19 protein-coding genes are annotated in these 25244 nt (G+C 65.8%); 15 read left to right on the forward strand and 4 right to left on the reverse strand.

Annotation, left to right across the window (positions count from 1 at the left end; translation table 11 throughout):
• Nucleotides 1–49: 49 nt before the first annotated feature.
• From N826_RS21255 to N826_RS21265, 3 genes are all read left to right on the forward strand, one after another.
• The gene (locus N826_RS21255) at nucleotides 50–838 is read left to right on the forward strand and encodes a class I SAM-dependent methyltransferase (RefSeq protein ID WP_044432108.1); all 789 of its coding nucleotides are present in this window, start codon (nucleotides 50–52) and stop codon (nucleotides 836–838) included.
• A 417-nt stretch (nucleotides 839–1255) separates the two neighbouring features.
• Nucleotides 1256–2569, forward strand: coding sequence for a type III PLP-dependent enzyme (locus tag N826_RS21260; protein ID WP_084720981.1), 1314 nt, complete (start codon nucleotides 1256–1258; stop codon nucleotides 2567–2569).
• A gap of 91 nt (nucleotides 2570–2660) precedes the next feature.
• Entirely contained in the window at nucleotides 2661–4079 is a 1419-nt protein-coding gene (locus tag N826_RS21265; RefSeq protein WP_044432109.1) for a homospermidine synthase, read from the forward strand.
• A gap of 121 nt (nucleotides 4080–4200) precedes the next feature.
• Here the strand turns inward: N826_RS21265 and N826_RS21270 are convergent, their stop codons facing one another.
• Nucleotides 4201–4800 (reverse strand): TetR/AcrR family transcriptional regulator, encoded by a 600-nt coding sequence (locus N826_RS21270; RefSeq protein ID WP_044432110.1) that lies wholly within the window; start codon nucleotides 4798–4800, stop codon nucleotides 4201–4203.
• 168 nt (nucleotides 4801–4968) lie between these two features.
• On the opposite strand from N826_RS21270, the gene N826_RS21275 reads away from it, so the two are divergent.
• Nucleotides 4969–5361 (forward strand): RidA family protein, encoded by a 393-nt coding sequence (locus tag N826_RS21275; protein WP_044432111.1) that lies wholly within the window; start codon nucleotides 4969–4971, stop codon nucleotides 5359–5361.
• 20 nt (nucleotides 5362–5381) lie between these two features.
• Here the strand turns inward: N826_RS21275 and N826_RS21280 are convergent, their stop codons facing one another.
• Entirely contained in the window at nucleotides 5382–6071 is a 690-nt protein-coding gene (locus tag N826_RS21280; protein WP_044432112.1) for a GntR family transcriptional regulator, read from the reverse strand.
• 149 nt (nucleotides 6072–6220) lie between these two features.
• On the opposite strand from N826_RS21280, the gene N826_RS21285 reads away from it, so the two are divergent.
• The 3 genes from N826_RS21285 to N826_RS21295 all read left to right on the forward strand — a co-directional run bounded on the left by N826_RS21285 (nucleotide 6221) and on the right by N826_RS21295 (nucleotide 11052).
• Nucleotides 6221–7660 (forward strand): malonyl-CoA decarboxylase, encoded by a 1440-nt coding sequence (locus N826_RS21285; protein WP_063772290.1) that lies wholly within the window; start codon nucleotides 6221–6223, stop codon nucleotides 7658–7660.
• 4 nt (nucleotides 7661–7664) lie between these two features.
• Nucleotides 7665–9191, forward strand: a complete 1527-nt coding sequence (locus tag N826_RS21290) for a malonate--CoA ligase (RefSeq protein ID WP_044432113.1) — start codon at nucleotides 7665–7667, stop codon at nucleotides 9189–9191.
• Nucleotides 9192–9420: 229 nt separating this feature from the next.
• Nucleotides 9421–11052, forward strand: a complete 1632-nt coding sequence (locus tag N826_RS21295) for an adenylate/guanylate cyclase domain-containing protein (protein ID WP_052831722.1) — start codon at nucleotides 9421–9423, stop codon at nucleotides 11050–11052.
• Nucleotides 11053–11205: 153 nt separating this feature from the next.
• Here N826_RS21295 and N826_RS21300 read toward each other — a convergent pair whose 3' ends face one another.
• Nucleotides 11206–12642, reverse strand: a complete 1437-nt coding sequence (locus N826_RS21300; RefSeq protein WP_244619647.1) for an MATE family efflux transporter — start codon at nucleotides 12640–12642, stop codon at nucleotides 11206–11208.
• Between the two features lie 193 nt (nucleotides 12643–12835).
• On the opposite strand from N826_RS21300, the gene N826_RS21305 reads away from it, so the two are divergent.
• The 8 genes from N826_RS21305 (at nucleotide 12836) to N826_RS21340 (ending at nucleotide 24718) form a co-directional block, all read left to right on the forward strand.
• Entirely contained in the window at nucleotides 12836–16135 is a 3300-nt protein-coding gene (locus N826_RS21305; RefSeq protein ID WP_044432119.1) for a DEAD/DEAH box helicase, read from the forward strand.
• A 131-nt stretch (nucleotides 16136–16266) separates the two neighbouring features.
• The gene (locus tag N826_RS21310) at nucleotides 16267–16656 is read left to right on the forward strand and encodes a hypothetical protein (protein ID WP_147040856.1); all 390 of its coding nucleotides are present in this window, start codon (nucleotides 16267–16269) and stop codon (nucleotides 16654–16656) included.
• A gap of 76 nt (nucleotides 16657–16732) precedes the next feature.
• Nucleotides 16733–17353 carry a YqaA family protein gene (locus N826_RS21315; RefSeq protein WP_373866639.1) on the forward strand — a complete coding sequence of 207 codons (621 nt, stop codon included), beginning with the start codon at nucleotides 16733–16735 and terminating at the stop codon, nucleotides 17351–17353.
• A gap of 14 nt (nucleotides 17354–17367) precedes the next feature.
• A complete protein-coding gene (secD, locus tag N826_RS21320; RefSeq protein WP_044432123.1) occupies nucleotides 17368–19917 on the forward strand; it encodes a protein translocase subunit SecD in 2550 nt (849 codons plus the stop codon).
• Between the two features lie 62 nt (nucleotides 19918–19979).
• On the forward strand, nucleotides 19980–20183 hold the full coding sequence (locus N826_RS21325) for a hypothetical protein (RefSeq protein ID WP_044432124.1): 204 nt from the start codon (nucleotides 19980–19982) through the stop codon (nucleotides 20181–20183).
• A gap of 128 nt (nucleotides 20184–20311) precedes the next feature.
• Nucleotides 20312–22963: a bifunctional lysylphosphatidylglycerol flippase/synthetase MprF gene (gene mprF / locus N826_RS21330; RefSeq protein WP_052831724.1), complete on the forward strand. Its 2652-nt coding sequence runs from the start codon at nucleotides 20312–20314 to the stop codon at nucleotides 22961–22963.
• Entirely contained in the window at nucleotides 22960–24375 is a 1416-nt protein-coding gene (locus N826_RS21335) for a virulence factor family protein (RefSeq protein ID WP_044432126.1), read from the forward strand. The genes mprF and N826_RS21335 overlap by 4 nt, the downstream gene beginning before the upstream one ends.
• 142 nt (nucleotides 24376–24517) lie before the next feature.
• Complete coding sequence (locus tag N826_RS21340) at nucleotides 24518–24718, forward strand: hypothetical protein (protein WP_044432128.1); 201 nt, start codon at nucleotides 24518–24520, stop codon at nucleotides 24716–24718.
• A 113-nt stretch (nucleotides 24719–24831) separates the two neighbouring features.
• Here N826_RS21340 and N826_RS45760 read toward each other — a convergent pair whose 3' ends face one another.
• The gene (locus tag N826_RS45760; RefSeq protein ID WP_044432129.1) at nucleotides 24832–25158 is read right to left on the reverse strand and encodes a methyl-accepting chemotaxis protein; all 327 of its coding nucleotides are present in this window, start codon (nucleotides 25156–25158) and stop codon (nucleotides 24832–24834) included.
• Nucleotides 25159–25244 lie beyond the last annotated feature (86 nt).

The following is a 25244-nucleotide window of genomic DNA, read 5'->3' on the forward strand; positions in this document are numbered from 1 at the left end:
GTATCGGCTGTAGCTTAGCCCTCGACAAGACGCATGCAGGATGCCGTGGATGGATCAGGCTTTGACAGCGACCCGAGTTCGAGACCTGAAGCCTGAGACCGCGCGCCGGTGGCTGGACGAGTGGAACCGTCAGCAGGAAGGCTATGTCCGCTTCCGCGACTGCCGGTTCGAGATTATAGCCGACGCGCTGACCGCCTCCGGTCTGGTGGCTCCGGTCATCCTCGATCTCGGCTGCGGTCCGGGCAGCCTGGGCGACCGCCTGTCGGCCCGCCTGCCCGGCGCCGAGATCGTCGGGCTCGACTACGATCCCGTGCTGCTGACGCTGGCGCGGGTTCTCCATGCCGACAATCCCGACCGGAGTTGGATCGAGCTGGACATGCGCCGGCACGACTGGGTCGAATATCTGGAGGGCCGGCAGTTCGACGCCGTGGTCAGCACGACGGCCCTGCACTGGCTGGGCGCTCCCAACCTGATGCGCGTCTATCAGGACCTTACAAGGGTGCTGGCGCCTGGCGGCGTCTTCGTCAACGGCGACATCTGCTCCTACGACCAGACCCAGCCGACGCTGCGGCGGATGGCGGCGGCCTCGATCAAGGCCAACCGCGCGGCCGCGCAGACCGAGGGCGCCCACGACTGGGTCGGCTGGTGGAACGGCATCGCGGAGGTGCCCGAACTGGCCGCCGCCGTCGCGGAGCGGCACCGGCGATTCTCGAACCTTCCTCCCAAGCAGGAGATGACGATGGAATTCCATCTGGCCGCCCTGCGGCAGGTCGGGTTCCGCGAGGTCGGCTGCATCTGGCGCTATCTCAGCGACTATCTGGCGCTTGCCCTGCTCTGAGACCGCTCCCTGACCTTTCGGTCAGAAAATTTCCGCTAGAAACAAAATTACCCTTGCATTTCCGCGTAAAGAGAGTATTTCAACGGTCGTTGACGCACCCGCACGTGCCGCTGGCCCTTTGAGGTTATGTAACGACGTACCGCGTCCTTTTTGGCAGAACCGGTCAACAGTGGGCCGGTCCCGAGAGGGAGGTAAGTATGTTTGCTATCGGCCAAAGGGCTTTAGAACGGTAGCTGTCGGGCAAATCCGCCGACGCTAATCAGATCCCGCACACCGCTTGTTTTCGCGGTGCCGGCGCGTCGCCCGATTTGCCACACATCCCCACAATTCGTCCTTTCCCGCAGCCGTCTGGCTGTAGGGGCTCGTTTTGACTTCTTGGGCCTGCCGGCGCTGCCGCGGCCTTCGAGAGGATGCGTCATGGCCCAGATTCGTTTCCGTTCCGCAGTTTCCCCGCTCCGTCGCGGCACCACCGGTTTCCGCCGCAACGCGCCCGCCGTCCGCAAGCAGATCACCTGCGTCGACAACCTGATCGAGACGATGCGTCCGGCTGACCCGGTGCATTGCCTGCGCCCCGCCGTCCTGTCGGCGACGGCGGCCCGGTTCGTCGCGTCCTTCCCCGGCGACGTGCTGTACGCGGTCAAGTGCAATCCGGAACCAGCCGTGATGCGCGCCCTGTACGAAGGCGGCATCCGCCACTTCGACGCGGCCTCGCCCGCCGAAGTGCGTCTGGTCCGCCAGATGTTCCCGAACGCCGAGATCCATTACATGCACCCGGTCAAGTCGCCCGGTGCGATCCATCAGGCGTATTTCGACTACGGCGTCCGCGACTTCTCGCTCGACAGCGCCGAGGAGCTGGAGAAGCTGCTGGAGCAGACGGAGAACGCCGGCGACCTCGGCCTGTTCATCCGCCTCGCCTTGCCCAAGGGTCCGGCCGTCTACGACCTGTCCGGCAAGTTCGGCGCCGCCGTCACCGATGCCGCCGACCTGCTGCGCGCCGCCCGCGCCGTGTCGCCGAAGATCGGCATCTGCTTCCATGTCGGATCGCAGTGCCTGGACCCGTCCGCCTACGAGCGTGCGATGGACCTTGCCGGCGCCGTGATCGCGCAGGCCGGAGTCGAGATCGACGTGCTGGACGTCGGCGGCGGCTTTCCCGTTAGCTATCCCGGCGTGACGCCGCCGCCGCTCGACGACTTCATGGCCGCCATCGCGCGTGGTTTCGCCAAGCTGGCGCTGCCCGCCCGTACCCGCCTGTGGTGCGAGCCGGGCCGCGCGCTGGTGGCGCCGGGCGTGTCGCTGGTGGTGCAGGTGATCAAGCGCCGGGGCCATGAGCTGTTCATCAACGACGGCGTCTACGGCAGCCTGTCGGATGCCGGCGTACCGGCCTTCCGGTTCCCGGCCCGAATGATCCGCCCGACCCAGGCGGCTGCGTCGGAAGCGCCGGAACAGGGCTTCGCCTTCTACGGCCCGACCTGCGACAGCGCCGACCACATGGCGGGACCGTTCATGCTGCCGGCCGACATCCGGGCCGGCGACTGGATCGAACTTGGCCAGCTCGGCGCCTATGGCTCCTGCCTGCGGACCGCCTTCAACGGCTTCGACAATGCGCGCCTGATCGACGTGACCGACCGCCCGCTGCTCGAAACTCCGGGTTACCTGGAAGCCGAAGACCACCCCGAACGGTGCGCCGAAGAGGCTCAATCGGTCGGGTACATCACGGAGCGGGCTGCCTGATCGCAGCCCTTCCTCTACTCTCTCCATCCAACCATCCACCCAGCGGGGCCCCGACATTCGTCAGCCACCAACAGCCTGTTCGGAAGATGCCATGACCTTGACCTCTCCCATCGTGAAATTTGCCGGCCGTATCGTCATCGTCGGTTTCGGAAGCATCGGCCAGGGCATCTTGCCTCTCCTGCTGCGCCACATCGACATGAAGCCCGAGCAGATCTCGATCGTGACTGCCGAGGAACGCGGCCATTCTGAGGCGGAAGAATACGGCATCAAGTTCCACCGCATCGCCCTGACGCGGGAAAACTTCCGGTCCGTACTCGACCCGATGGTCGGCGAAGGCGACTTTATCCTGAACCTGTCGGTGGATGTGTCCAGCCTGGCCCTGATAAAGTTCTGCCATACCCGTGGCGCTCTCTACCTGGACACCTGCATCGAGCCTTGGGCCGGCGGCTATACCGACACCAGCCTGTCGCCGTCGCTGCGTTCCAACTACGCGCTGCGCGAAGCGGTGATGCAGCACAAGGGCGGTTTCGCCAACGGACCGACCGCCGTCATCACCCACGGCGCCAATCCGGGTCTGGTATCCCATTTCGTCAAGCAGGCGCTGCTCGACATCGCCCGCGACACGGGCGTCGAGGTCCAGGCGCCGCGCAATCGGAACGGCTGGGCAGCGCTGGCACAGACGCTGGGGATCAAGGCGATCCACGTGGCGGAACGCGATACCCAGGTTTCCAACGTCCCGAAGAAGCGCGGCGAGTTCGTCAATACGTGGTCGATCGACGGCTTCGTCGGCGAGGGCTGCCAGCCGGCCGAGCTTGGCTGGGGAACCCACGAGCGCGGCCTGCCGCCCGACGGCCGCCGCCACGACTTCGGCTGCGATGCGGCGATCTACCTGATGCGGCCGGGCGCCGGCACCCGCGTCCGGACCTGGACGCCGAAGGAAGGCCCGCTCCATGGCTTCCTGATCACGCACAGCGAGGCGATCTCGATCGCCGATTACCTGACGGTCTGGGACCGGACCTCGGTCCGCTACCGCCCGACCGTCCACTACGCCTATCATCCGTGCGACGACGCGATCCTGTCGCTGCACGAGTTCGCCGGCAAGACCTGGACGATGCAGCCGGAAAAGCGGCTGATGATGGAAGAGATCGTCGAGGGAATTGACGAGCTGGGCGTGCTGCTGATGGGCCACAAGAAGGGCGCCTACTGGTTCGGCTCGCAGCTATCGATCCATCAGGCGCGCGAGCTGGCTCCGCACAACAACGCCACCAGCCTCCAGGTGACGGCCTCGGCACTGGCCGGCGTCATCTGGGCGATCGAGAACCCGAGGGCCGGTATCGTCGAGCCCGAGGAACTCAACCATCAGCGGGTGCTGGAGATCGCCGGCCAGTATCTGGGCAAGCTGGTCGGGTCCTACAGCGACTGGACGCCGCTGGAAGGCCGGGGCGTGCTGTTCCCGGAAGACGTGGATACGTCGGACCCCTGGCAGTTCAAGAACTTCCGGGTCGTGTGATACTAGCGGCCGAAGAGTTTAACCGGGGGTAGGCAAATGTTGGGCCACGGCCCAACCTACGAAGCAGAAGCTTGTAGGTTGGGCCGTGGCCCAACAAACGCTGTCCATACAGGTCGATTTCTTATCGATCCGGGGTCGCCAACAGGCCTCCCGCGAGGAACCGGAACGCTTCGACGGCCTTGGCGAGGACATCTTGTGGATGGTCGCTGGCTGCGACCCAGAGGGCAGCGTTCAGCGCTGCCCCGTTCAGCAGCCGGGCAGCCGCTTCGGCATCCATGGGCTTGACGATCCCTTCCGCGATCAACTGCTCCACCTTCCGCAACGTCGTCTGGAGGCAGTTGTTCTGGCTTGGCCACTGCGACGGATCGCCCAGGAACGCTGGCCCGTCGAGCAGCACGATCCGCTGGACCTCCGGCTCCAGCGCCATCTCGATGTAAGCGACGCCTTCCGCCAGCAGTCCCGCCCAGTCGTTCTGGGCCTGGGTGCCGACAGCGTAAGCGCGTGCCGCCATCTCCGCATCGATCTGGTTGACAACCGCTTGCAGGAGGCCCCGCTTGTCACCGAAGTTGTGATAGAGCGCCCCGCGCGTCAGCCCGGCCTCGGCCGTCAGTTCATCCATCGAAGCGGCGGCATAACCCTTCTCCGCAAAGGCCTTGCGCGCCGACTTGATGAGCTTGGCGCGGGTCTCCTCCATCATTTCAGAACGCCGTTTCGCGGCCATGGCCCTATCCTCTCATTCACATACGTGACGTATGCGTCTTGACATACGGCGCGTAGGTGAATTAACTTTCACATACGGGACGTATATCAACTTACATCCCGGTTGTGAAGCTCGAAGCTCGAAGCTCGAAGCTCGACGGATCGCCCTTTTGTAATGAGGAATAGGACAATGACCAAACGCGAAGCCATAACTCCGGCCGACCGGCGCGCGCTCAACGAGAAGTACCGCTACTCGGCGGCGATTCGCTCCGGCGATCTGCTGTTCGTCTCGGGACAGGTCGGCAGCCGCACGGACGGATCGCCGGAGCCCGATTTCGAGCAACAGGTACGATTGGCTTTCCAGAATCTCGTGAACGTGCTCAAGACCGCCGGCTGCACCCTCGACGACGTCGTTGACGTAACCACCTTCCATACCGACCCGGCCAATCAGCTCGACACCATCATGGCGGTGCGCGATAGCGTCATTGGCGAACCGCCTTATCCGAACTGGACGGCGGTGGGAGTGAACTGGCTGGCAGGCTTCGATTTCGAGATCAAAGTCATCGCCCGCATACCGAGCTGAGGACAGCTTAACACCGAAGCTTAGCGTCCCTTGGCCGCCGTACTGCCCGCCCGCTCCGACATGGAGGCCATAAGGTCCGAGAAGCGGTCGCCCTGGATGACGATGTGGTCGCGGAGCAGCCGTTCGGCTGCATCGCCGTCCAGGTTCAGGATCGCGGCGACGATCGCCTCGTGCTCGGCCAGGGAGTTCGCGACGCGATTCTTAACCTGGAGCTGGATGCGCCGGTAGGGTTTGAGGCGGCGGTGCAGCGCCGCGCACTGGTCGATCAGGAACGCATTGCGGCTGGCGGCGTAGATCGCGTGGTGGAAGCGTTCGTTCTCGTAATAATAGGCATCGGCGTCGCCCGTCTCCGCGGCGCGGCGGCAGGCTTCGTGCGCGTCGGTCAGGCTCCGGCGGTCGGCATCGGTGTGCCGGCGCGCGGCGAGACGCCCGGCCATGCCTTCCAGCCCTGCCATCACCTCGAACATCTGGACCAGGCGCTCCGGTCCCACTTCGGCGACCACGGCGCCGCGCCGGGGCCGGATCTCGATCAGTCCCGCCGAGGCCAGCTGGAACAGCGCTTCCCGTATCGGCGTTCTTGAGACACCGAAGCGGGTAGCGAGCGTCACCTCGTCCAGGCGGAAGCCCGGCGGCATGTCGCCGGTCAGTATCTCGTTCTCTATCCGGTCACGCAGCTTGAGAGGCGCATCTTCCGGCGCTGACAGGGTCATGTCCACATGGCTCCATTTCTTGTATACAAGAACGGTTGACATTGTGCGCAAAAGGCGGCTTCATGATGCACAACGGCGCTTATCGCATACAAGACCCAGTGTGGAGGAAGACCGATGCGAAATCCAGTAACGGTGGCGAGGCCTGCGGAATGACGACGAGCACTTCGTTTCTGGGCGACCTGATGGTTTCCATCGCGGACCGGGGGCGCTCGCTGCTTGGAATGCAGGGCGGTCACGGCGACTCCGCCGGCCGGACCGACGTGGCGGCGCTGTTCGAGGCGCTGCTGAGCGGCCGTGGCGAGGCGTCGGGCGTGGCACTCGCCGCTGAAATCCTGAGCGTCTGGCAGAAGCTGGACACCGATGGCCGGCGGGCCTTCCTGACGACCCTGGCCGAGCGCTTCGGTCCCGACCGGGCGAAGCTGGACCGCGCGATCGAGATCTACCGCGCGGAGCCCAACGCCAAGACGATCATGACCCTCCACAAGGCGGCCGAGCCGCGCCGGCAGGAGGTGATCCGCCGCCTCAACCTGGCGCCCCACGGCACCGAGGCGCTGGTCCGCATCCGCGAGGAGCTGGCCCGGCATCTCAAGACGCATCCGGACCTGGAAGCGCTGGACGCCGATTTCGCGCATCTATTCTCGTCCTGGTTCAACCGGGGTTTCCTGGTGCTGCGCCGGATCGACTGGACGACGCCGGCGAACATCCTGGAGAAGATCATCCGCTACGAGGCGGTCCACACCATCCGGGACTGGAACGACCTGCGCCGGCGGCTGGAGCCTTCGGACCGGCGCTGCTTCGCCTTCTTCCACCCGCAGCTGCTGGACGAGCCGCTGATTTTCGTCCAGGTGGCGCTGTCGAAGGAGATCCCGGCCGCCATCGGCACGCTGCTGGCGGAGGACCGCGAGCCGATCGCCGCCGATGAGGCGACCACCGCCGTCTTCTACTCGATCTCCAACTGCCAGGAAGGGCTGCGGGGCGTTTCGTTCGGCAATTTCCTGATCAAGCAGGTGGTCGAGGACCTGAAGCGCGAGTTGCCGGACTTGAATACCTTCGTGACGCTGTCGCCGGTACCCGGATTCGCCGGCTGGCTGGCCTCCCAGCGGGCCGACGAGGAGTCCGCCATGGTATCGGCCCAGGACAGGGCGGCGTTGGCCCTGCTCGACCGGCCGGACTGGACCGAGGATGCCGGCAAGCGGGAAGCCGTCAAGGCAGCCCTGATCCCCGTCGCCGCCGCCTATATGCTGAAGGCCCGGTCGGCCTCGGGCAAGCCGGTCGATCCGGTCGCGCGCTTCCACCTGGGCAACGGCGCCCGGCTGGAGCGGATGAACTTCCTGGGCGACCTGTCGCCGCGCGGAATGAAGCAGGCGCATGGCCTGATGGTCAATTATCTTTATAAGCTGGACGACATCGAGACCAACCACGAGCTTTTCGCCACCAAGGGCGAGGTTGTGGCGGCTCCCGCCGTCCGGAAACTGCTGTCCAAGGCAGCCGCTCCGAAGCAGGAAAGCCAGAAAGGCAAGGCGTCCGGGAGCCAGGACAAAGTCCAGGCCGCATCCCAAGGTGAAGTTCGGGCCAAAGAGCAGGAATAACGGAATGAGCAACCATCTCTTCGCGCTGATGCGCAGCCACATGCCGGCCGCAGACCGGACTTTCATCGAGCAGCCCAGCGGCGTCGTTACCTATGGCGGTGCGGTCAATCTATCCGGCAGGATCGCCAACCTGCTGGTCCGGCGCGGAGTGGAGCCCGGCGACCGCGTGGCGGTCCAGACGGAAAAGAGCGCCGAGGCGATCGTGCTCTATCTGGCCTGCATCCGGGCCGGCGCCGTCTATCTGCCGCTCAACACCGCTTATACCCTGACGGAACTGGATTATTTCATCGGCGACGCCGAACCCAAGGTGGTCGTCTGCTCGCCGGAGGGCAAGGTGGGACTGGAACCGCTGGCGCGGTCCAAGGGCGTCGCGGCGGTCGAGACCCTGGGCACGGGTGGAGCCGGTTCCCTGCTGGAAGCGGCGGCGGGCATGCCGGCCGAGTTCGCCGATATCGACCGGGGGCCGGACGATCTGGCGGCTTTCCTCTACACCTCGGGCACGACGGGGCGGTCCAAGGGCGCCATGCTGAGCCACGACAACCTGGCGTCCAATGCGCGGACGCTGGCCGAGGTCTGGCGCTTCACGGGCGACGACGTCCTACTTCACGCGTTGCCGATCTTCCATACCCACGGCCTGTTCGTCGCGACCAACGTCACGCTGATGGCCGGGTCGTCGATGATCTTCGCGTCGCGCTTCGACCCGGACGAGATGCTGAGGCTGATGTCCAGGGCCACAGTCATGATGGGCGTCCCGACCTTCTACGTGCGTCTGCTCCAGCATCCGGGGCTGACCCGCGAGGCGACGGCACATATGCGGCTGTTCGTGTCCGGGTCGGCGCCACTGCTGACGGAAACGCACGAGGCCTGGGCCGAGCGGACCGGACACCGCATCCTGGAACGCTACGGCATGACCGAGACCAACATGAACACGTCCAACCCGTATGACGGCGACCGCGTCGCCGGTACGGTCGGGATGCCGCTGCCGGGGGTCGAGGTCCGGGTCGTCGATCCGGAGAACGGCACGCCGCTGGCACAGGGCGAGATCGGGATGATCGAAGTCAAGGGGCCGAACGTCTTCAAGGGATATTGGCGTATGCCGGAGAAGACGGCGTCGGAATTTCGGACCGACGGCTTCTTCATCACCGGCGATCTCGGCAAGATCGACGAGCGCGGCTATGTCCACATCGTCGGCCGCGGCAAGGACCTTGTCATCACCGGCGGCTACAACGTCTATCCCAAGGAGATCGAGGTCGAGATCGACGCCCTGCCCGGCGTATTCGAAAGCGCCGTGATTGGCGTGCCGCACGCGGACTTCGGCGAGGGCGTCACGGCCGTCGTCGTGCCGAAGAAGGGAGCCGACCTGGACGAGCGCGGCGTGCTGGCGGCCCTGGACGGCAGGCTGGCGAAGTACAAGCAGCCTAAACGCGTGCTGTTCGTCGATGAGCTTCCACGCAATACCATGGGCAAGGTGCAGAAGAACCTTCTGCGGGAGTCCTACAAGGACATCTACGATCGCTCGCGCAAGGCCTGATCTCCGTCAGTTCCGGGCGTCGATCAGCCGGCGGATCCGACCCTGGGATCCGCCGTCGACGCCGCATGTCCGTTCGATGAAGTTGATGCCACCTCTGGTCAAAGCGTGTTTCAAACCCAGGTGAGCTAGTCTCATGCCGCCTTGACCAAAGGCTTGACCATCAGCACGAGTTGATATGCCCACTTTGTCCGCGAGCCGGCGCTTTCTCCAGTTACGCACGATTTCTGGAGTGGTTCTGTTTGCCTATGTGCTGACGCACATGCTGAACCACTCCTTGGGACTGGCATCGCTCCAGGCGATGGACGAGTGGCGCTGGATCCTTTCCTGGCAGTTTCCCGGCGGCTGGATGGTCGTCCTGGCCGCCGCCCTGACGCATTCGGCCCATGCGCTATGGTCGCTGTACGACCGGCGGGTGATGCGGATGCCGTCGTGGCAGGTCATGCAGCTGCTGCTCGGGCTGTCGATCCCATTCCTGCTGGTGGAGCATGTCCTGGGCACGCGCGCAGTTTCCGAACTCTACGGCGTCAACCCGAACTATGCCCTGGTGCAGCTGACCTACTGGCGGCTGGCCCCGCATCTGGGTGTGCTTCAAAGCGTCGTCATGATCGTGTCGTGGGTCCATGGCTGCATGGGACTGCATTTCTGGCTGAGGCTGCGGCCCTGGTACAGGGCGGTGGCGCCGGGACTGTTCACCCTGGCCGTGCTGGTGCCGACGCTGGCGCTGCTCGGCTTCGTCGTCTCTGGACGGGCGCTCCTGGTCGAAACCGAGGATAGCGCGGTCATTTCGCTGATCATCGCCAACGCGCGCGTCCCGGGGCCGCAGACCGCCGCCTTCGTTTCGGAAACGGGACTGATGTTCCGCTACGGCTTCGCGGCGCTGATCGTCCTGACGCTGGTCGCCCGCATCGTCCGCAATCTCTTTTCGTCCCGGTTCGGCACCTTCACCCTGACCTATGCGGACGGTCCCGTCGTGACGCTGCTGCCGGGCGCCAGCATCCTGGAGATGAGCCGCGCCTACGCCGTTCCCCATGCCTCGGTCTGCGGCGGGCGGGGGCGGTGTTCGACCTGCCGGGTCAGCGTCGGCGCGGGCCGGGAGCATCTGCCACCGCCTTCGTCTACCGAGCGGAAGGTCCTGACCCGGATCGGCGCCGCGGACGATGTCCGGCTCGCCTGTCAGGTCAGACCCCGGCACAGCCTGGTGGTGCGGACGCTGATGCCCCCCGCGTCCACCCCGGAACTGGCTCTCCAGCCGTCGACGCATCTGGAGGGACAGGAAAGGGAAGTCGTGATCCTGTTCGCCGATCTTCGCGGATTCACGACGCTTGCCGAATCGCGCCTGCCCTATGACGTGGTCTTCATCCTGAACCGCTATTTCGAGGCGGTCGGACAGGCGGTCGAGGGCAACAACGGACATATCGACAAGTTCATCGGCGACGGCGTGATGGCGCTGTTCGGCACCGAGGACGATCCGGCACGGGCCGCCGCCGACGCGCTGGCGGCTGCGGGCGCCATCGCGACGCGGATCGCGCGCCTGAACGTCGAGCTGGAGCACGACCTGCCGACGCCGCTGCGGGTCGCGATCGGCGTCCATTCCGGGACCGTGATCCTGGGAGAAATGGGTTATGGCACCGCGCGGTCCTTCACCGCCATCGGCGACCCGGTCAACACGACGGCCCGGCTGGAGCAGATCGCGAAGGACAACAATGTCGAGCTGGTGGTTAGCCGCGAGGTCGAGGCCCATGCGGGCATCGACCTTGGCGACCATCCGCTTCAGTTCGTGCCGGTCAGGGGGCGCCGGGCGGCGCTGGAGATCAGGCTTATCCCGAAGGCGGATGGGCTGCGCGAGAAGGTGCCGCAGTAGAAGGGGTTTTTGGCGTTGGGTCGGTAAGCAGACCTGATGACGGGAGATGCCAAGATCAAGTCTTGGCATGACGGATTAAGACACATTACCTGCAAACTCGTCATGCCAAGACTTGATCTTGGCATCTCTCAGTGTAGGTTTCTTTATTCGATTCTACCCTTTCGGAGTTCGCGACGCGGAAGCCGTAAGCGTCGCGAGGGCGGCCTTGCCGGTGGCTGGGACGGGGGCGGGAGCGCTCCAGTCCGGCTGATCTCGGCGGTCGAGGTCGCGTCCGAGCCGGCCGACGACGCGGAATGCGGTCAGCAAGGCCGCCAGTCCGAAGATCAGGGCGCCGGCCATCTGGCCGTAGAGGACACCCTCGGCCTGCCACATCCAGGCGCCCAGCGTCACGAAAGGGATCGTTCCGAGCGTCGCCCGACCCCAGTTGAACACGGTCGAGAGCAGCGGGAATCCAAGGTTGTTGAAGGCGGAGTTGGCGACGAACAGGCAGCCGACGAACAGGAAGCCGCCGGCCGCCACGTTGCAGAACAGCCGGACGAGATCGGCCGTGATCCCGGTAGCCGAGAAGATGCGGACGACGATGTCCTGCCCCAGGAACAGCAGCAGCCAGACGCTGAGCACATAGCCCAGCATTACGAACAGGGCAGCCCGGAGTGTTTCCGCGATCCGGTCGTAGCGATGGGCACCGAGATTCTGGGCGAAGATCGGGCCGACCGCTCCGGTCAAGGCGAAGATGACGCCGAACGCCACCGGCACGATCCGATCGGCGATGGCCAGCCCAGCGACAGCCGCGTCGCCGAATTTGGCCATGCTGTAGGTGACGTAGGCGGAAGCGACCGGAGTCGCGATGTTCGTGAGGGTAGCGGGACCGGCGACGCTGAACAGCGCCTTGCCGTCGGGGATCAGGGACGACGCCTTTGGCCATGCCACCAGATCATGGACCCGCACCGCTCCGTGCCAGCCGATATAGAACAGGACGCCGCGCGACAGGAGTGCCGCGATGGCGGCGCCGACGAGGTCCAGGTCGAAGCCGAAGATCAGGATCGGGTCGAGCACCGCCGTGGCGAGGCCGGCGAACAGCGTGACGTTCATCGCCCGCCGGGCATCGCCGACGGCCCGCAGCAGGGCCGACAGGCACATGCCGATGCCGAGGAGCGGCAGGGTCGGCGACACGATCCGAAGGTAGCTGACGGCGAACAGCTTGGTTTCGTCATGGGCCCCGAGCGCCGACAGGATCGGGTCGAGGAAGGGAATGGTCAGCAGGCCGATGGCGGTGGTGACCAAGCCCATCCAGACGAGGCTGGACCCTGCCAGCCGCCGCGCCTGTTCCCGGTCGCCGGCGCCGATAGCACGGGCGACTATGGCCCCTGCCCCGATGGTCAGGCCGATGCAGAGCGATATCTGGAAGAACAGGACGGCGCCGGCGAACCCCACGGCCGCCGCCAGTTCCTTGACGCCCAGGATGGAGATATAGAACAGGTTGGCGAGATCGACCGCGAACACCGCCATCAGTCCGATCGAGCCTGTCGTCGTCATGACGGCGACGTGGCGCAGCGGCGACCCCGTCGTGAATTTCGCGCCGGCGGCCATAATTTCGTCCCCTGTCATGCAAGTCGGGCAAAGCTATACCGTTCGCAACAGCCTGTCGCCGAGGTCCTCGCCCATTATTCGGATCCGCAACGGTTCATAGTTATGTGGCGTTGAGGGGATGGAATCGGTATTCTCCCCCTTCGCCGTTTTTTCCCGCCGCTTGAGCCTTCGTAACATTCAGTCTTCAAAATACATGTCAACGGCCAACCACACTGCGCGGGCCTCGTCCCCCGCCGTCGCCCCCGTTCCCTTTGCCGAAGAGGACCTGTCGAGGGTCTTCGACCAGAAAACCCTCCAGCGTGGCCGCAGTCTGGTCCTGCTGGGAGAGGTGCGCCTGGGTCCGGCGGAAGATCGCATAAGGGCCACGGTTTCGGACCTGGGGCGGACGCACGAGGTGACTGTGTCGCCGGTCCACCGCGCCCAAAGGGTGGCCCTGGACCGCACCTGCACTTGCGCCAGGCCCGCCTGTGCCCATATGGCGGCGGCGGCGCTGCTGGCGCTGGATACAAGGCCGCAGTGGCGGCGGCCCGTTCAAACATCGATGATCGATTTGCTCAAGACGAAACCTGGTGAAGTCATGAAATCCGCGGCACCGAAGCCGGCGGCGGCGCCTGTCCAGACGCGGGCGATCCCCAAGGCGTTCTGGACCATCGAGCCGGGACAGGGCGACGTCGCCCTGTTCGTCACCGCGACCCTGGATACCGGCAACGGCGTTGAGATGCCCGCCACCCCGCGCGAGATCATCGAGAAGGTTGCCGGGATCGAGCAGGCGGGGACCGACCGGACGGTCGCGCGATTGCTCGGCTCCGGCGGGATGATCCGCACGGCGGTCCCGAAGGGCAAGGCTGACGGCGTCGACAAGATGCTGCGCTGCCTGCTGGCGACGGAACGCCTGCGCTGGCATACCGGCGCCGTGCTGAGCGGCGTCGTCACGACAGGCGAGCCGAAGCGGACGGTCCGCGCCTTTCGCGACCCCAGGACGAACAAGCTGCTGCCGACGGGGTTGCCCGAAGGCGGCGCGCTGATCAAGGGGCTGGGCTACTGGTGCGTCGATCCGGGAGCCGGCCAAATCTTCCCGGTTGAGCTTCAGATCGTCATGGCGCCGAAATCGGCCGGCGCTGTGCCCATCCCGCAGAAGCCGGTGATCACGACCCGCAAGGCGATGAAGAAGGCGGCGCCGCGAATGGTCGCCGCCGACCCGCCGCCTCGCATGCCGAAGTCCGAGGCCGCCGTCATCATCGAGCGCAGCCCGGTCGTCACGGCGCGGCTGAGCCGCGTGACATCGCCCGGCGAAGGCCTGATCGACATCCTTCGGCTGTCGTTCGACTACGGTGAGAAGGACCGGCCCGCCGAGATCGAGCCGGACGACCAGAGGCAGTTCGCCAAGATCGAGGAGGGTGACGGCCCGCCCCTGTTCGCCCGTCGCGACAAGGTGGCCGAGCAGGCCGCCATGGTGCGGCTTGCGCAGATCGGATTCGCCCAGCTCAGGATCGAGCCGCCGAAGGGCACGCTGAACGACCGCGGGACGCGCGTTCACCGGATGGCCGGCAAGGATGTCGACGGCGCGTGGCGCTCGTTCTTCACGACCCATGTCCCTGATCTGGAAAAGGAAGGCTGGAAGATCGACATCGGCTCCGATTTCGGGACCCGGATGATCGAGCCGACCGGCGATGTCGGCGTCGTGGTGCGCGATGCCGGCGAAGGCTGGTTCGACATGGATATCGGCGTCGAGGTCGATGGCCTGCGCCGGCCGCTGCTGCCGATCCTGGCCCGACTGATCGATCGGGGCGGCATGGCCGCGACCAAGGTGATCGACGGCAAGGCGCAGATCGTGCTCGATGACGGGAGCGTGCTGGCGCTGCCGGCCGAACGGGTGGAGCGGCTGTTCAGCGTGCTGGAGGCGATGCTGGACAGCGGGCGCCGGTTGGACGAAAAGATCCAGGTGCCGCTGGCGGAAGCCGACCTGCTGATCGACATCGACGATCTGGTGTCCAGGCGGCCCGACGAGACGAAGCAGATCGAAAGCTTCCTCCGCAAGCTGCGCGACGACGATGTCCTGCCGGAGGTCCAGCCGCCGGTCAGCTTCCAGGGCGAACTGCGCGACTATCAGCGGACCGGCCTGGCGTGGCTCCAGAGCCTCGCCGCCAACGACGTCGCCGGCATCCTGGCCGACGACATGGGGTTGGGCAAGACGGCGCAGACGCTGGCGCATATAGCGCTGGAGCACGAGCAGGGCCGGATGACCGATCCGTGCCTCGTCGTGGTGCCGACCAGTCTGGTCCACAACTGGACCAGCGAGGCGAAGCGGTTCGTCCCGCACCTGCGGACGCTGGTGCTGCACGGACTGGACCGGCACGAGAAGCGGAACGAGGTCGACTCGGCGCAGATCGTGGTGACCACCTATGGCGTGGTCGCGCGCGACATCGACCTGATGCGCGACTTCATGTGGCATCTGGTGGTGCTGGACGAAGCGCAGGCGATCAAGAATCCGGACAGCCGGGCCACCCGCGCGGTCTGCGGCCTGAGCGCCCGCCATCGCCTGTGCCTGTCGGGCACGCCGGTCGAGAACAACCTGGGCGAGCTGTGGGCTCAGTTCGCGTTCCTGATGCCGGGGCTGCTGGGCGACCGCAAGGACTTCCAGAAGCGCTTCCGGACGCCGATCGAGAAGCGCGGCGACGCCACTCGGGCATCCCATCTGGTCCGCCGCACCCGCCCCTTCCTGCTGCGCCGGACCAAGGCGGAGGTAGCCAAGGAGCTGCCGCCGAAGACCGAGGTCATCCGCCACATCGACCTGGGCCAGGAGCAGCGCGACCTGTACGAGACGATCCGGCTGTCGGTCCACGAGAAGGTCCGCGCCGCCATCGCCGACAGCGGGCTGTCGCGGAACGCCATCACGGTGATCGACGCCCTGCTGAAGCTTCGGCAGGTCTGCTGCGACCCCCGCCTGGTCAAGATCGCGGCGGCTGCCGCCGTGGCCGAGAGCGCAAAGCTGGACGGCCTGATCGAGATGGTCAGCGAGATGGTGCCGGAGGGCCGGCGCATCCTGATCTTCTCGCAGTTCACGTCGATGCTGGAACTGATCAAGCCGGAGCTGAAGAAGGCGGGCATCCCCTTCGTCGAGCTTACCGGATCGACCCGCGACCGGACCGAGCCGGTCGAGCGCTTCCAGCGCGGCGAGGTGCCGGTGTTCCTGATCAGCCTGAAGGCGGGCGGGCGAGGGCTGAACCTGACCGCCGCCGACACCGTGATCCACTATGACCCGTGGTGGAACCCGGCGGCGGAAAACCAGGCGACCGACCGGGCGCACCGGATCGGGCAGGACAAGCCGGTCTTCGTCTACAAGCTGATCGCGGCCAACACGGTCGAGGAGCGCATCCTCGAGCTGCAACTGCGCAAGGGCAACCTTGCCGCCGCGACGATCGAGGGGACCGGGCTGTTCGGGGCATTGGGCACGACGGATATCGACTACCTGTTCGGGCAGGTGGAGGAATAGGGTCGGCCCCGGCCGGACGGTTGAATATTCTGGTTTCATAAAGGAACGGCGTGTAGGGTCCCGGCTGGTTTGCTCCGCTAGAGAGAACGATGCCGGGACCAGTCCGAATAAGCGCCAGCACGAGGAAGGGTGTGAGAGCCGTCGCTCTCATGGTCGTCCTTTGCCTGCTGTGCGCCGTCGGGTGGTCGGCAGCCGATTCCTTGGGGCATGGGGACGGAATAGTTTCCGCCGCGACCGATCCCGCGGCAAAGGCGCCGGCCGGGGCCGGCAGCGACAGCCGGGACGGCAATCCGCCGCCCGGCAAGTTCTATCTGCCCCGCCAGACCTTCATCGAGGTGTCGCGTCCGGCGCTGCGCGATCCGCAGGTGCCCCAGCCGGCTCCGCTGGTTCCGGTTCCGCCCGCATTCACCGTCGAGTGGAAACGGCTGGCTCCCTCCGGGACGGTGCATATCAAGGTGCCTGCCGAAGATGTCGGCAGGGCTACCCCGCGCATACCGACGGGTCCTCCCGCTTCGGCCTGAACCGTAGCGGCCATGAAGGGCCGCCGTTACCAGCCGGCCACCATTATAGCCCCATCGCCATTTCCCTGGAACCCAGGTGCCCGGATACGATCCCGGCGCCCTGCCCCGCGAGTTCGACGTGCTTGAAAAAACCTATCGCTGGGCCTTGGCTAAAGCCGGCAGCCCTGCCGGAACCTTCTGGCTTTGCCTGATCTCCTTTGCGGAAAGCTCAGTCTTTCCGCTGCCGCCCGACGTGCTGCTGGTGCCGATGGTGCTGGCGCGGCGCGACCAATGGTTCCGCCTCGCCCTGCTCTGCACCCTGTCGTCGGTCATTGGCGGCATACTGGGCTATGCGATCGGCTTCTTCCTGTACGAGACGATCGGTCAGGCGATCGTCGACTTCTACCACCTGGAGAGGGAGTTCCATGCTTTCCAGGATGGTTTCCGCGAATACGGGGCCTGGATCCTGCTGGCGAAGGGGCTGACGCCCATCCCCTATAAACTCCTGACCATCACAGCCGGCGTGGCGAAGCTCGACTTCTTCATCTTCATCGTCGCTTCCATCATTTCCCGCGCCGGCCGCTTCTTCATCGTGGCCGGACTGCTGTATCGTTACGGCGCACCGATCCAGGAATTCATCGAAACGCGGCTCAAGCTGGTCAGCTTTCTGTTCCTGGTTCTGGTTGTCGGCGGCGTTCTGATGATCAAGCTGGTCTGAAGGACCTCTCAACCATGCTTCACTTCTCGAAAGCCAAGATCTGGATGATCGCAGTGGTCTGCGCGCTCGGCGTGCTGTTCACACTGCCGAACTTCATCAGTCCGGGCACCCTGCCTTCCTGGGTGCCGCAGAACCGCGTCAGCCTGGGTCTCGACCTCCAGGGTGGTTCGTATCTGCTGCTCGAAGTCGATATGAACACCGTCATCCGGGAGCGGCTGGAAGGCGCCCTGGACACGACCCGGACGGCGCTGCGGAACGGCAATATCCGCTACACCGATCTGGCCGTGCGCGACCGCGCGGTGACCTTCAACCTCAACGACGCATCGCAGGCCGAAGCCGCGCGCGCGGCGCTGGGCGACCTGCTGAACAGCGGGATCAGCCAGACCCAGCGCGACTTCAGCTTCAGCAACGACGGGCCGCGCGTCCAGGTGGCACTGACGGATGCCGGGATCTCCGACCGTCAGGCGCGTGCCGTCGAGCAGTCGATCGAGATCGTCCGCCGCCGTATCGACGAAACAGGCGTCAACGAACCGGTGATCGCGCGCCAGGGCAGCAACCGCATCCTGGTGCAGCTGCCGGGCGTCACCGATCCGGACCGGGTCAAGCGGCTGCTGGGCCAGACGGCCAAGATGACGTTCCACCTGCTGGGCGACGAGACGGCGGCTCGCGGCACCGCCGCCCCTCCCGGCACCGAATGGCTTCCGTCCATCGACCCGGCCTCTCGCGGGCAGCAGTATCTGGTCCGCAAGAAGATCGAGGTTGACGGCGCCACCCTGCTGGACGCCCGGCCGGGCTCCGACCAGCAGTCGGGGACCTGGGTCGTCAACTTCGAGTTCGACAGCGCGGGTGCCCGCCGCTTCGCGGACATCACCAGGGCGAATGTCGGGCGGCCCTTCGCCATCGTGCTCGACGGCAAGGTGATCAGCGCGCCGGTCATCCGGGAGCCGATCACCGGCGGCCGGGGCCAGATCAGCGGCAACTTCACGACCCAGTCGGCCAACGACCTGGCGGTGCTGCTGCGCGCCGGCGCGCTGCCGGCCCCGCTGACCATCGTCGAGGAACGGACCATCGGTCCCGACCTGGGCGCCGATTCGATCAGGGCCGGCATCATCGCCTGCCTCGTCGGCTTCGTGCTGGTGGTCGGCTACATGATCATGTCGTACGGCCTGTTCGGCCTGTATGCCAATATCGCGCTGATCTTCAACCTGTTCCTGACCGTGGCGGGCCTGTCGCTGCTGAACGCGACGCTGACGCTGCCCGGCATCGCCGGCCTGCTGCTGACGCTTGGCATGTCGGTCGACGCCAACATCCTGATCAACGAGCGCATACGTGAGGAGTCGCGGAAGGGTCGCTCGGCCTTCGCCGCGATGGAGGCGGGCTTCACCCGCGCCTTCGCCACCATCGTCGACGCCAACCTGACCACGCTGATCAAGATGCTGCTGCTGTACGCAGTCGGCACGGGCGCCGTGCGCGGCTTCGCGGTTACCATCAGCCTCGGCATCATCACGTCGATGTTCACCGCGACGGTCGTGACCCGGCTGCTGATGGTCACGTGGCTGAAGAAGAACCGGCCCAAGGTGCTGTCGGTCACCACAGGATTCCGGCTGGCGCCCGACGATACCAAGATCCGCTTCATGCGCGGCAAACGCCTGGGCCTGATCTTCTCGGTCCTGCTCAGCATCGCGTCGATCGGCCTGTTCTTCAAGCCGGGCCTGAACTATGGCGTCGACTTCGCCGGCGGCATCGTGATGGAGATCCGGACGCCCGAGCCTGCCGATTTCTCCGAACTGCGCGAGAGCCTGTCCCAGCTCAACCTCGGCCCCGTACAGTTGCAGGAGTTCGGTCAGCCGACCGACGTGCTGATCCGCTTCGAGCGCCAGCCCGGCGACGAGGCGAACCAGCAGGCCGCGGTCAAGGCGGTTCAGGACAAGCTGGCGGCGGAGTTCGCCGGTACCCAGATCCGGCGTGTCGAATCGGTCGGCGCCTCGGTCAGCGGCGAACTGTTCCAGCAGGGCATGCTGGCGCTCGGCCTCGCCGCCATCGCGATGCTGATCTATATCTGGTTCCGATTCGAGTGGCAGTTCGGCGTCGGCGCCGTCGTGACCATGCTGCTGGACGTGACCAAGACGATCGGCTTCTTCGCGCTGACGGGGATGCAGTTCAACCTGACGGCGATCGCGGCGATCCTGACGATCATGGGCTACTCGATCAACGACAAGGTCGTCGTCTATGACCGTGTCCGCGAGAACCTGCGGCTGTACCGCAAGATGCCGCTGGGCGAGCTGATCGACCGGAGCATCAACGAGACGCTGAGCCGGACGATCGGCACGTCGGTCGCGATCTTCCTGGCGACGCTGCCGCTGGCCCTGTTCGGCGGCGAGGCGCTTCAGGAGTTCGCCATCGTCCTGCTGTTCGGCGTGGTGCTGGCGACGTCCTCGTCGATCTTCATCGCCGCTCCGATCCTGCTGTACCTGGGCGAGCATCGCCTGCGCCGCAATGCGCCGGCCGAGCAGGGTGCCGGAGAGACCGGCAATCCTGCCGCCGGAGCGAAGACCGGAGCTTAATCGCTCCTGCCCTGTTTCCCTGTAGCCGGTGCATCGAACCGGCTACAGGGAGGTGGAGCATCATGGCGACAGAAAACGACAAGTCCCCGTCCCCGGCGGATGCGCCGGGCGGCGGTTCTGAAGACTTCATCCCGGGACCGGACTCGGGTCTGCGCAACCCTCCGTCCGCCATCGAGCGCGGGCTGAAGGAGGCGGCCGATGTGATGCATGAGCCGAGCAAGCCGGAAGCGGAGATCCGGGGGATAAGCGGCGAAAAGCCGCGCTGACCGGCTTTCTGGCGGCGGAGGCGGTCGGATTTACCCAACATTACAGGGTGTTCATGCCCGTTCAACCCGACAGCAAGGTTGATCAGGCTATGAAAGGTACCGTTGACGTAATTTGATCCGGTACCGCAATGACCGCCTCTTTCGCTCCCAGTCCGAATGACGGGCTGGACCATGACGGGTTTGACCTGGAACAGCACAGGAAAGCGCTTCCGGCGCTTCTTGAGCGGGTCCGGGACAATGCCGGACTTCTGGCCGGCACCGTCATGTTCGCCCTGGCGCTGTTCGCCCTTTACCACCTTGCCTACGACTTCGATTACGACGACGTGGCAGCCCATGTCGGTGCCTTGTCCGGCACCGTCCTGGCCGCGTCGCTCCTGTTGACGGCGCTCAGCTTTTTCGCGCTGACCGGCTACGATTATCTGGCGATCCGCTATGCCGGGGCCGAGCTGCCGTGGCGGACGACGGCGCTGGCGGCTTTCACCGGCTATGCGGTCAGTAACAGCGTCGGCTTCGCCATGCTCAGCGGCGGATCGATACGCTACCGGATCTATTCTGCTGCCGGAATGAGCGCTGGGAAGGTGGCGAAGGTGGTCGCCTTCTGCGGGCTGACCTTTGGCTTCGGGCTGACCGCGGTTGGAGCCTTCGGCCTGCTGGCGGCGCCGGGAACGGCGGCCGCGATGGTCGGGGTTCCGGCGGGCGTAGTCCGGGCCGCCGCAATAGCGCTGATCCTGCCGCTGCCGCTTTGCTTGGCAGCGGCGGCGCTGCTGCCCCAGCCGCTGAGGATCGGTCGCTATTCCCTGGCGCTCCCGTCGGTCAGCATGATGCTGGCGCAGATCCTGATCGCGACATCGGACGTGGCGCTGGCGGGTGCCGCCCTTTACGTCCTGCTGCCCGCCGATGCCGGCGTCTCCTTTCCCGTGTTCCTGAGCATCTACAGCGCGGCGCTGGTCGTCGGGCTGGTCAGCCACGTGCCGGGCGGAATCGGCGTGTTCGAGACGCTGATCCTGCTGGGTTTGTCGGATGCCGGGTCACACACCGCAGCCGGCGGCGTGCTGGGTGCCCTGCTGGTCTTCCGGGTCATCTATTACCTGCTGCCGCTGACCGTCGCGGGCGTCGTCCTGGCGGGGCGCGAGGTGGCGGAGCACCGCGATGCCGCGGTGCGGACGCTGCGCCGGGTCGGGAGCTGGACACCCCGGCTGGTGCCGCCGGTAGGAGCCGCGATGGTATTCGCGGGCGGTGCGGTGCTGCTGGTCTCGGGCGCCACGCCTGCCGTTCAGGACCGGCTGCTGATGGTGACGGACCTGATGCCGCTGCCGGTGGTGGAGGCGTCGCATATCCTGGGCAGCATGGCCGGGCTCGGCCTGCTGATCCTGGCGCGCGGGCTGCTGCGCCGGCTGGATGCGGCGTGGCTGCTGTCGGTCGTGCTGCTGGGAGCCGGGATCGCCGCTTCGCTGGCCAAGGGGTTCGACTACGAGGAAGCCGTTCTGCTGGGCGTCTTCCTGGCGGTGCTGCTGCCGTGCCGGCGGGAATTCTATCGTAAAGCGGCGCTGACTGACTTCAGCTTCACGCCCGGCTGGCTGCTGGCGGTTACCGGCGTGGTCGCCGGCTCGATCTGGCTAACGCTGTTCTCGTTCCGCTATGTCGACTATGCCAACAGCCTGTGGTGGCAGTTCGCCGTGACCGACGATGCGCCGCGCAGCCTGCGGGCCGGGTTCATCGTGGTGCTCGGCATCGTGGCGCTCAGTCTGGGGCATCTGCTGCGCGCGGCACCGGCCCGGCCGCATCTTGCGACGCAGGAGGAACTGGAGCGGGTGCGCGCCATCCTGAAGGACCAGCCGCGGTCGGACGCCGCGATAGCGCTGCTGGGGGACAAGGCGTTCCTGTTCGACGACAGCGGCACGGCGTTCCTGATGTACGGGGTGCGGGGGCATACCTGGATCGCGCTGGGCGATCCGGTCGGGACTGCGGCGCAGCAGGCGGAGCTGATCTGGCGCTTCCGCGAGATGGTGGACCGGCAAGGCGGCCGTCCTGCCTTCTATCAGGTGACGGCGGAGGCCCTGCCCTGCTACCTGGACGTCGGCATGTCGCTGCTGAAGCTGGGCGAGGAGGCGCAGGTCGATCTGGCCGGATTCAGCCTGGAAGGGCCGACGAACAAGGATTTGCGCTATATCGTCCGGCGGGCGGAACGCGACGGCCTGAGCTTCGAGGTAATCCCCAGGGAGTCGGTCCCCGGCATGATCGACGAGTTGGCGGCCATCTCCAACGCGTGGCTGAACCTGAAGAATGTCGGGGAGAAGCGGTTCTCCGTCGGGTTCTTCGATCCGGCCTATCTGGCGGAGTTCGATCTTGCCGTGGTCCGGCTGAAGGGCCGGGTCGTCGCCTTCGCCAACCTGTGGCAGGGTGCGGAGGGCGGCACGGCCAGCATCGACCTGATGCGCTACCTGCCCGACGCTTCGCCCTTCACGATGGACTACCTGTTCACCAAGCTCCTGCTTTGGGCCAAGGAGCGTGGCTACGAGGCGTTCAGCCTCGGAGTCGCCCCGCTGTCGGGGCTTGATGCCCGGGCGCTGGCGCCGTTTTGGAACAGAATCGGCGCAATGGTGTTCCGGCGTGGCGAGAGTTTCTACAATTTCCGTGGTTTACGGCAGTACAAGCAGAAATTTTCACCCAACTGGGAGCCACGGTATCTGGCTTGCCCAGGCGGTCTTGGTACCGCCCGGGTCCTGACGGATGCCACGGCTCTGATATCCGGAGGCGTCCGGGGAGCCATCGCCAAATGAGCGTGAGGAAGAACACCGGGACGCTGCTGGGGGCAGCTCTTCTGGCATCGGCGCTGGCGCTGGCGCCGGAGGTCATGGCGGCCGCTCCCGACGGGGGCGGCTCCGCCGAAGCATCCGGTGCGACCATGATGCCCGATTCCGGAAGGCTTGGCGCCGTCAGGCGCTATGAGGCGGAGGGAACCTCCAGGGATGTCCTGCTTCTGGTGTCCGACGAGGACGGCTGGGACAGCAGGGCGGAGGACGTGGCGGCGGAGGCAGCAGCGTCGGGCCGTACCGTCCTGGGCATCGACCTCAAGGCCTTTCAGGCCGGCATGGACAGGACGGACGATACTTGTTCGTTCCCGGTCAACGATCTGGAGGCCGTCAGCCAGCAGGTGCAGAAGGACCTTCCCTATACCCAGTACCGCCCGCCGGCGGTCGCCGGGATCGGCGCCGGCGCGGCGCTCGCCTATGCCGCGATCACCGAAGCGCTGCCCGGCACCTTCGCGGCCGGGATCGGGCTGGATTTCTGCCCGGTCTATCTGGCGCCGCGCCCGTTCTGCCCCGATGCGCCGACGACCACGACGGACGAGGGCGGCGGGCGCTACCGGTTCCATGCTGCCGAACAGTCGCAAGTCCCCTGGATGGCGACGCCGAAGGCCGGATGCCCGGCGGAGTCGACGGATTCGGTGATGGATCGGACCCCGTCGGCGGTTCGGCTGGACGCAAGGCCGGCCCGCTGGGGCGAAGCGGTAATGGAGTCGCTGGACAGGCTGGCCGAGGACGATCAGGCCACCGGCGTCGGAGACATACCGCTGGTTGAGATTCCGGCCGAAAGCCCAAAGGGCGGAGGAGGAGACACGCTTGCGATCTTCTGGTCGGGCGACGGCGGCTGGCGCGACATCGACCGCCAGATCGGCCAGGAACTGGCCCGGTCGGGCATGCCCGTGGTCGGAGTCGACTCCCTCCGGTACTTCTGGCGCGAGCAGCGTCCCGAGGCGATCGCCCACGACTTGGACCGGATGATCTCGCACTACACCGCGAAGTGGGGCAAGTCGAAGGTGCTGCTGATCGGCTATTCGTTCGGTGCCGACATGCTGCCGTTCGCTATCAACCGGATGCCCGAGCGAAGCCGCGCCCAGATCGGGCTGGTATCGCTGCTGGGCTTCGCCAGGAAGGCGGATTTCGAGGTCGGCATCGCCGGCTGGCTTGGTGTCGACTCCAGCGATTCGGAAGACACGCTGGCCGAAATCGCCAAGCTCCCGGCGATCCCGTTGCAATGCGTCTATGGCAGCGAGGAAGAGGATACCGGCTGCACCGCGCCGGAGCTGGACCGGGCATCCAAGCTGCGGATGAACGGCGGGCATCACTTCGACGGCGACTACAAAGAGGTAGCCAGCGCCATCCTGGGTGCGGCCGAAGCCGTGCGGTAGTCGGACCGCCGTTTCCTGGAAGACGTAAGTAGTTTGAGCTATTACTTCTGGAACAAAAGAGGGCTCATTACCATTTACGATACATTAGGCATTGCGGTCGCCTAATGCCGGGAACAACGCAGGGTCTGGCGAGGATTTTACCGTGAAGCAGGCTGCCCTCTACCGCAAGACTGAACCTGAGATCCGCCCCTGTTCGGAGTTCGACTATTCGGACCGGATCGGGACTTCCAATGAAGGCGACTGGTCGCTTCGGCGCCGCTTCGCTTTCCTGATCAGCGCCGCCCTGGCGTCATGGGCGGTCGTGGGGCTGGTCGGCTATGGGGTCTACAGCCTGTTTGCGTAGTCGGTAATTCCTGGAGGCCGGTCCGAAGCGAAGCGGCGGGCCGGGCCGACAAGCCTGCCGCCTCGCATCGAACCGACGGAATGGCGAGCCGGCGACCCGCCGGCCGGCCGATGTCAGACCGAACTGATCGCCTTCTCGACCAGCTGCCCCAGGTGCTGGGTGCGCTTGGTCAGGCTTTGCAGGACCGAGGAGATTTCCGCCGTGGCGGCGGCGGTCTGGCCGGACAGGTTCTTCACTTCACCGGCGACGACCGCGAAGCCCTTGCCCGCCTCACCGGCGCGCGCAGCCTCGATCGTGGCGTTCAGGGCGAGCAGGTTGGTCTGCTTGGCGATCGCATCGATCTGCTGGGCAACGGTCCCCACCTTCTCGATCTCGCTGCGCAGGCCTTCCAGTTCACGGCTGATCTCCTGGAGGGAGCTGGAAAGCTCCTGTCGGCTCAAGGTGCCGCTGTTGTCGGAAGAGCTGAATTCATTGCCATAATACCAACGGCATTGAAGATTGACTCGTCGATTGAGGATTCCTCTGG

Origin of the sequence: Skermanella aerolata KACC 11604 (assembly GCF_000936425.1) — a bacterium.
GTDB lineage: Bacteria > Pseudomonadota > Alphaproteobacteria > Azospirillales > Azospirillaceae > Skermanella > Skermanella aerolata.

Bases quoted from the DNA above. Each gene is read 5' to 3' on its own strand.
- N826_RS21255 (WP_044432108.1), top strand. From the start codon at position 50: ATGGATCAGGCTTTGACAGCGACCCGAGTTCGAGACCTGAAGCCTGAG.
- N826_RS21260 (WP_084720981.1), top strand. From the start codon at position 1,256: ATGGCCCAGATTCGTTTCCGTTCCGCAGTTTCCCCGCTCCGTCGCGGC.
- N826_RS21265 (WP_044432109.1), top strand. From the start codon at position 2,661: ATGACCTTGACCTCTCCCATCGTGAAATTTGCCGGCCGTATCGTCATC.
- N826_RS21270 (WP_044432110.1), bottom strand. From the start codon at position 4,800: ATGGCCGCGAAACGGCGTTCTGAAATGATGGAGGAGACCCGCGCCAAG.
- N826_RS21275 (WP_044432111.1), top strand. From the start codon at position 4,969: ATGACCAAACGCGAAGCCATAACTCCGGCCGACCGGCGCGCGCTCAAC.
- N826_RS21280 (WP_044432112.1), bottom strand. From the start codon at position 6,071: ATGACCCTGTCAGCGCCGGAAGATGCGCCTCTCAAGCTGCGTGACCGG.
- N826_RS21285 (WP_063772290.1), top strand. From the start codon at position 6,221: ATGACGACGAGCACTTCGTTTCTGGGCGACCTGATGGTTTCCATCGCG.
- N826_RS21290 (WP_044432113.1), top strand. From the start codon at position 7,665: ATGAGCAACCATCTCTTCGCGCTGATGCGCAGCCACATGCCGGCCGCA.
- N826_RS21300 (WP_244619647.1), bottom strand. From the start codon at position 12,642: ATGGCCGCCGGCGCGAAATTCACGACGGGGTCGCCGCTGCGCCACGTC.
- N826_RS21305 (WP_044432119.1), top strand. From the start codon at position 12,836: ATGTCAACGGCCAACCACACTGCGCGGGCCTCGTCCCCCGCCGTCGCC.
- secD (WP_044432123.1), top strand. From the start codon at position 17,368: ATGCTTCACTTCTCGAAAGCCAAGATCTGGATGATCGCAGTGGTCTGC.
- N826_RS21325 (WP_044432124.1), top strand. From the start codon at position 19,980: ATGGCGACAGAAAACGACAAGTCCCCGTCCCCGGCGGATGCGCCGGGC.
- mprF (WP_052831724.1), top strand. From the start codon at position 20,312: ATGACCGCCTCTTTCGCTCCCAGTCCGAATGACGGGCTGGACCATGAC.
- N826_RS21335 (WP_044432126.1), top strand. From the start codon at position 22,960: ATGAGCGTGAGGAAGAACACCGGGACGCTGCTGGGGGCAGCTCTTCTG.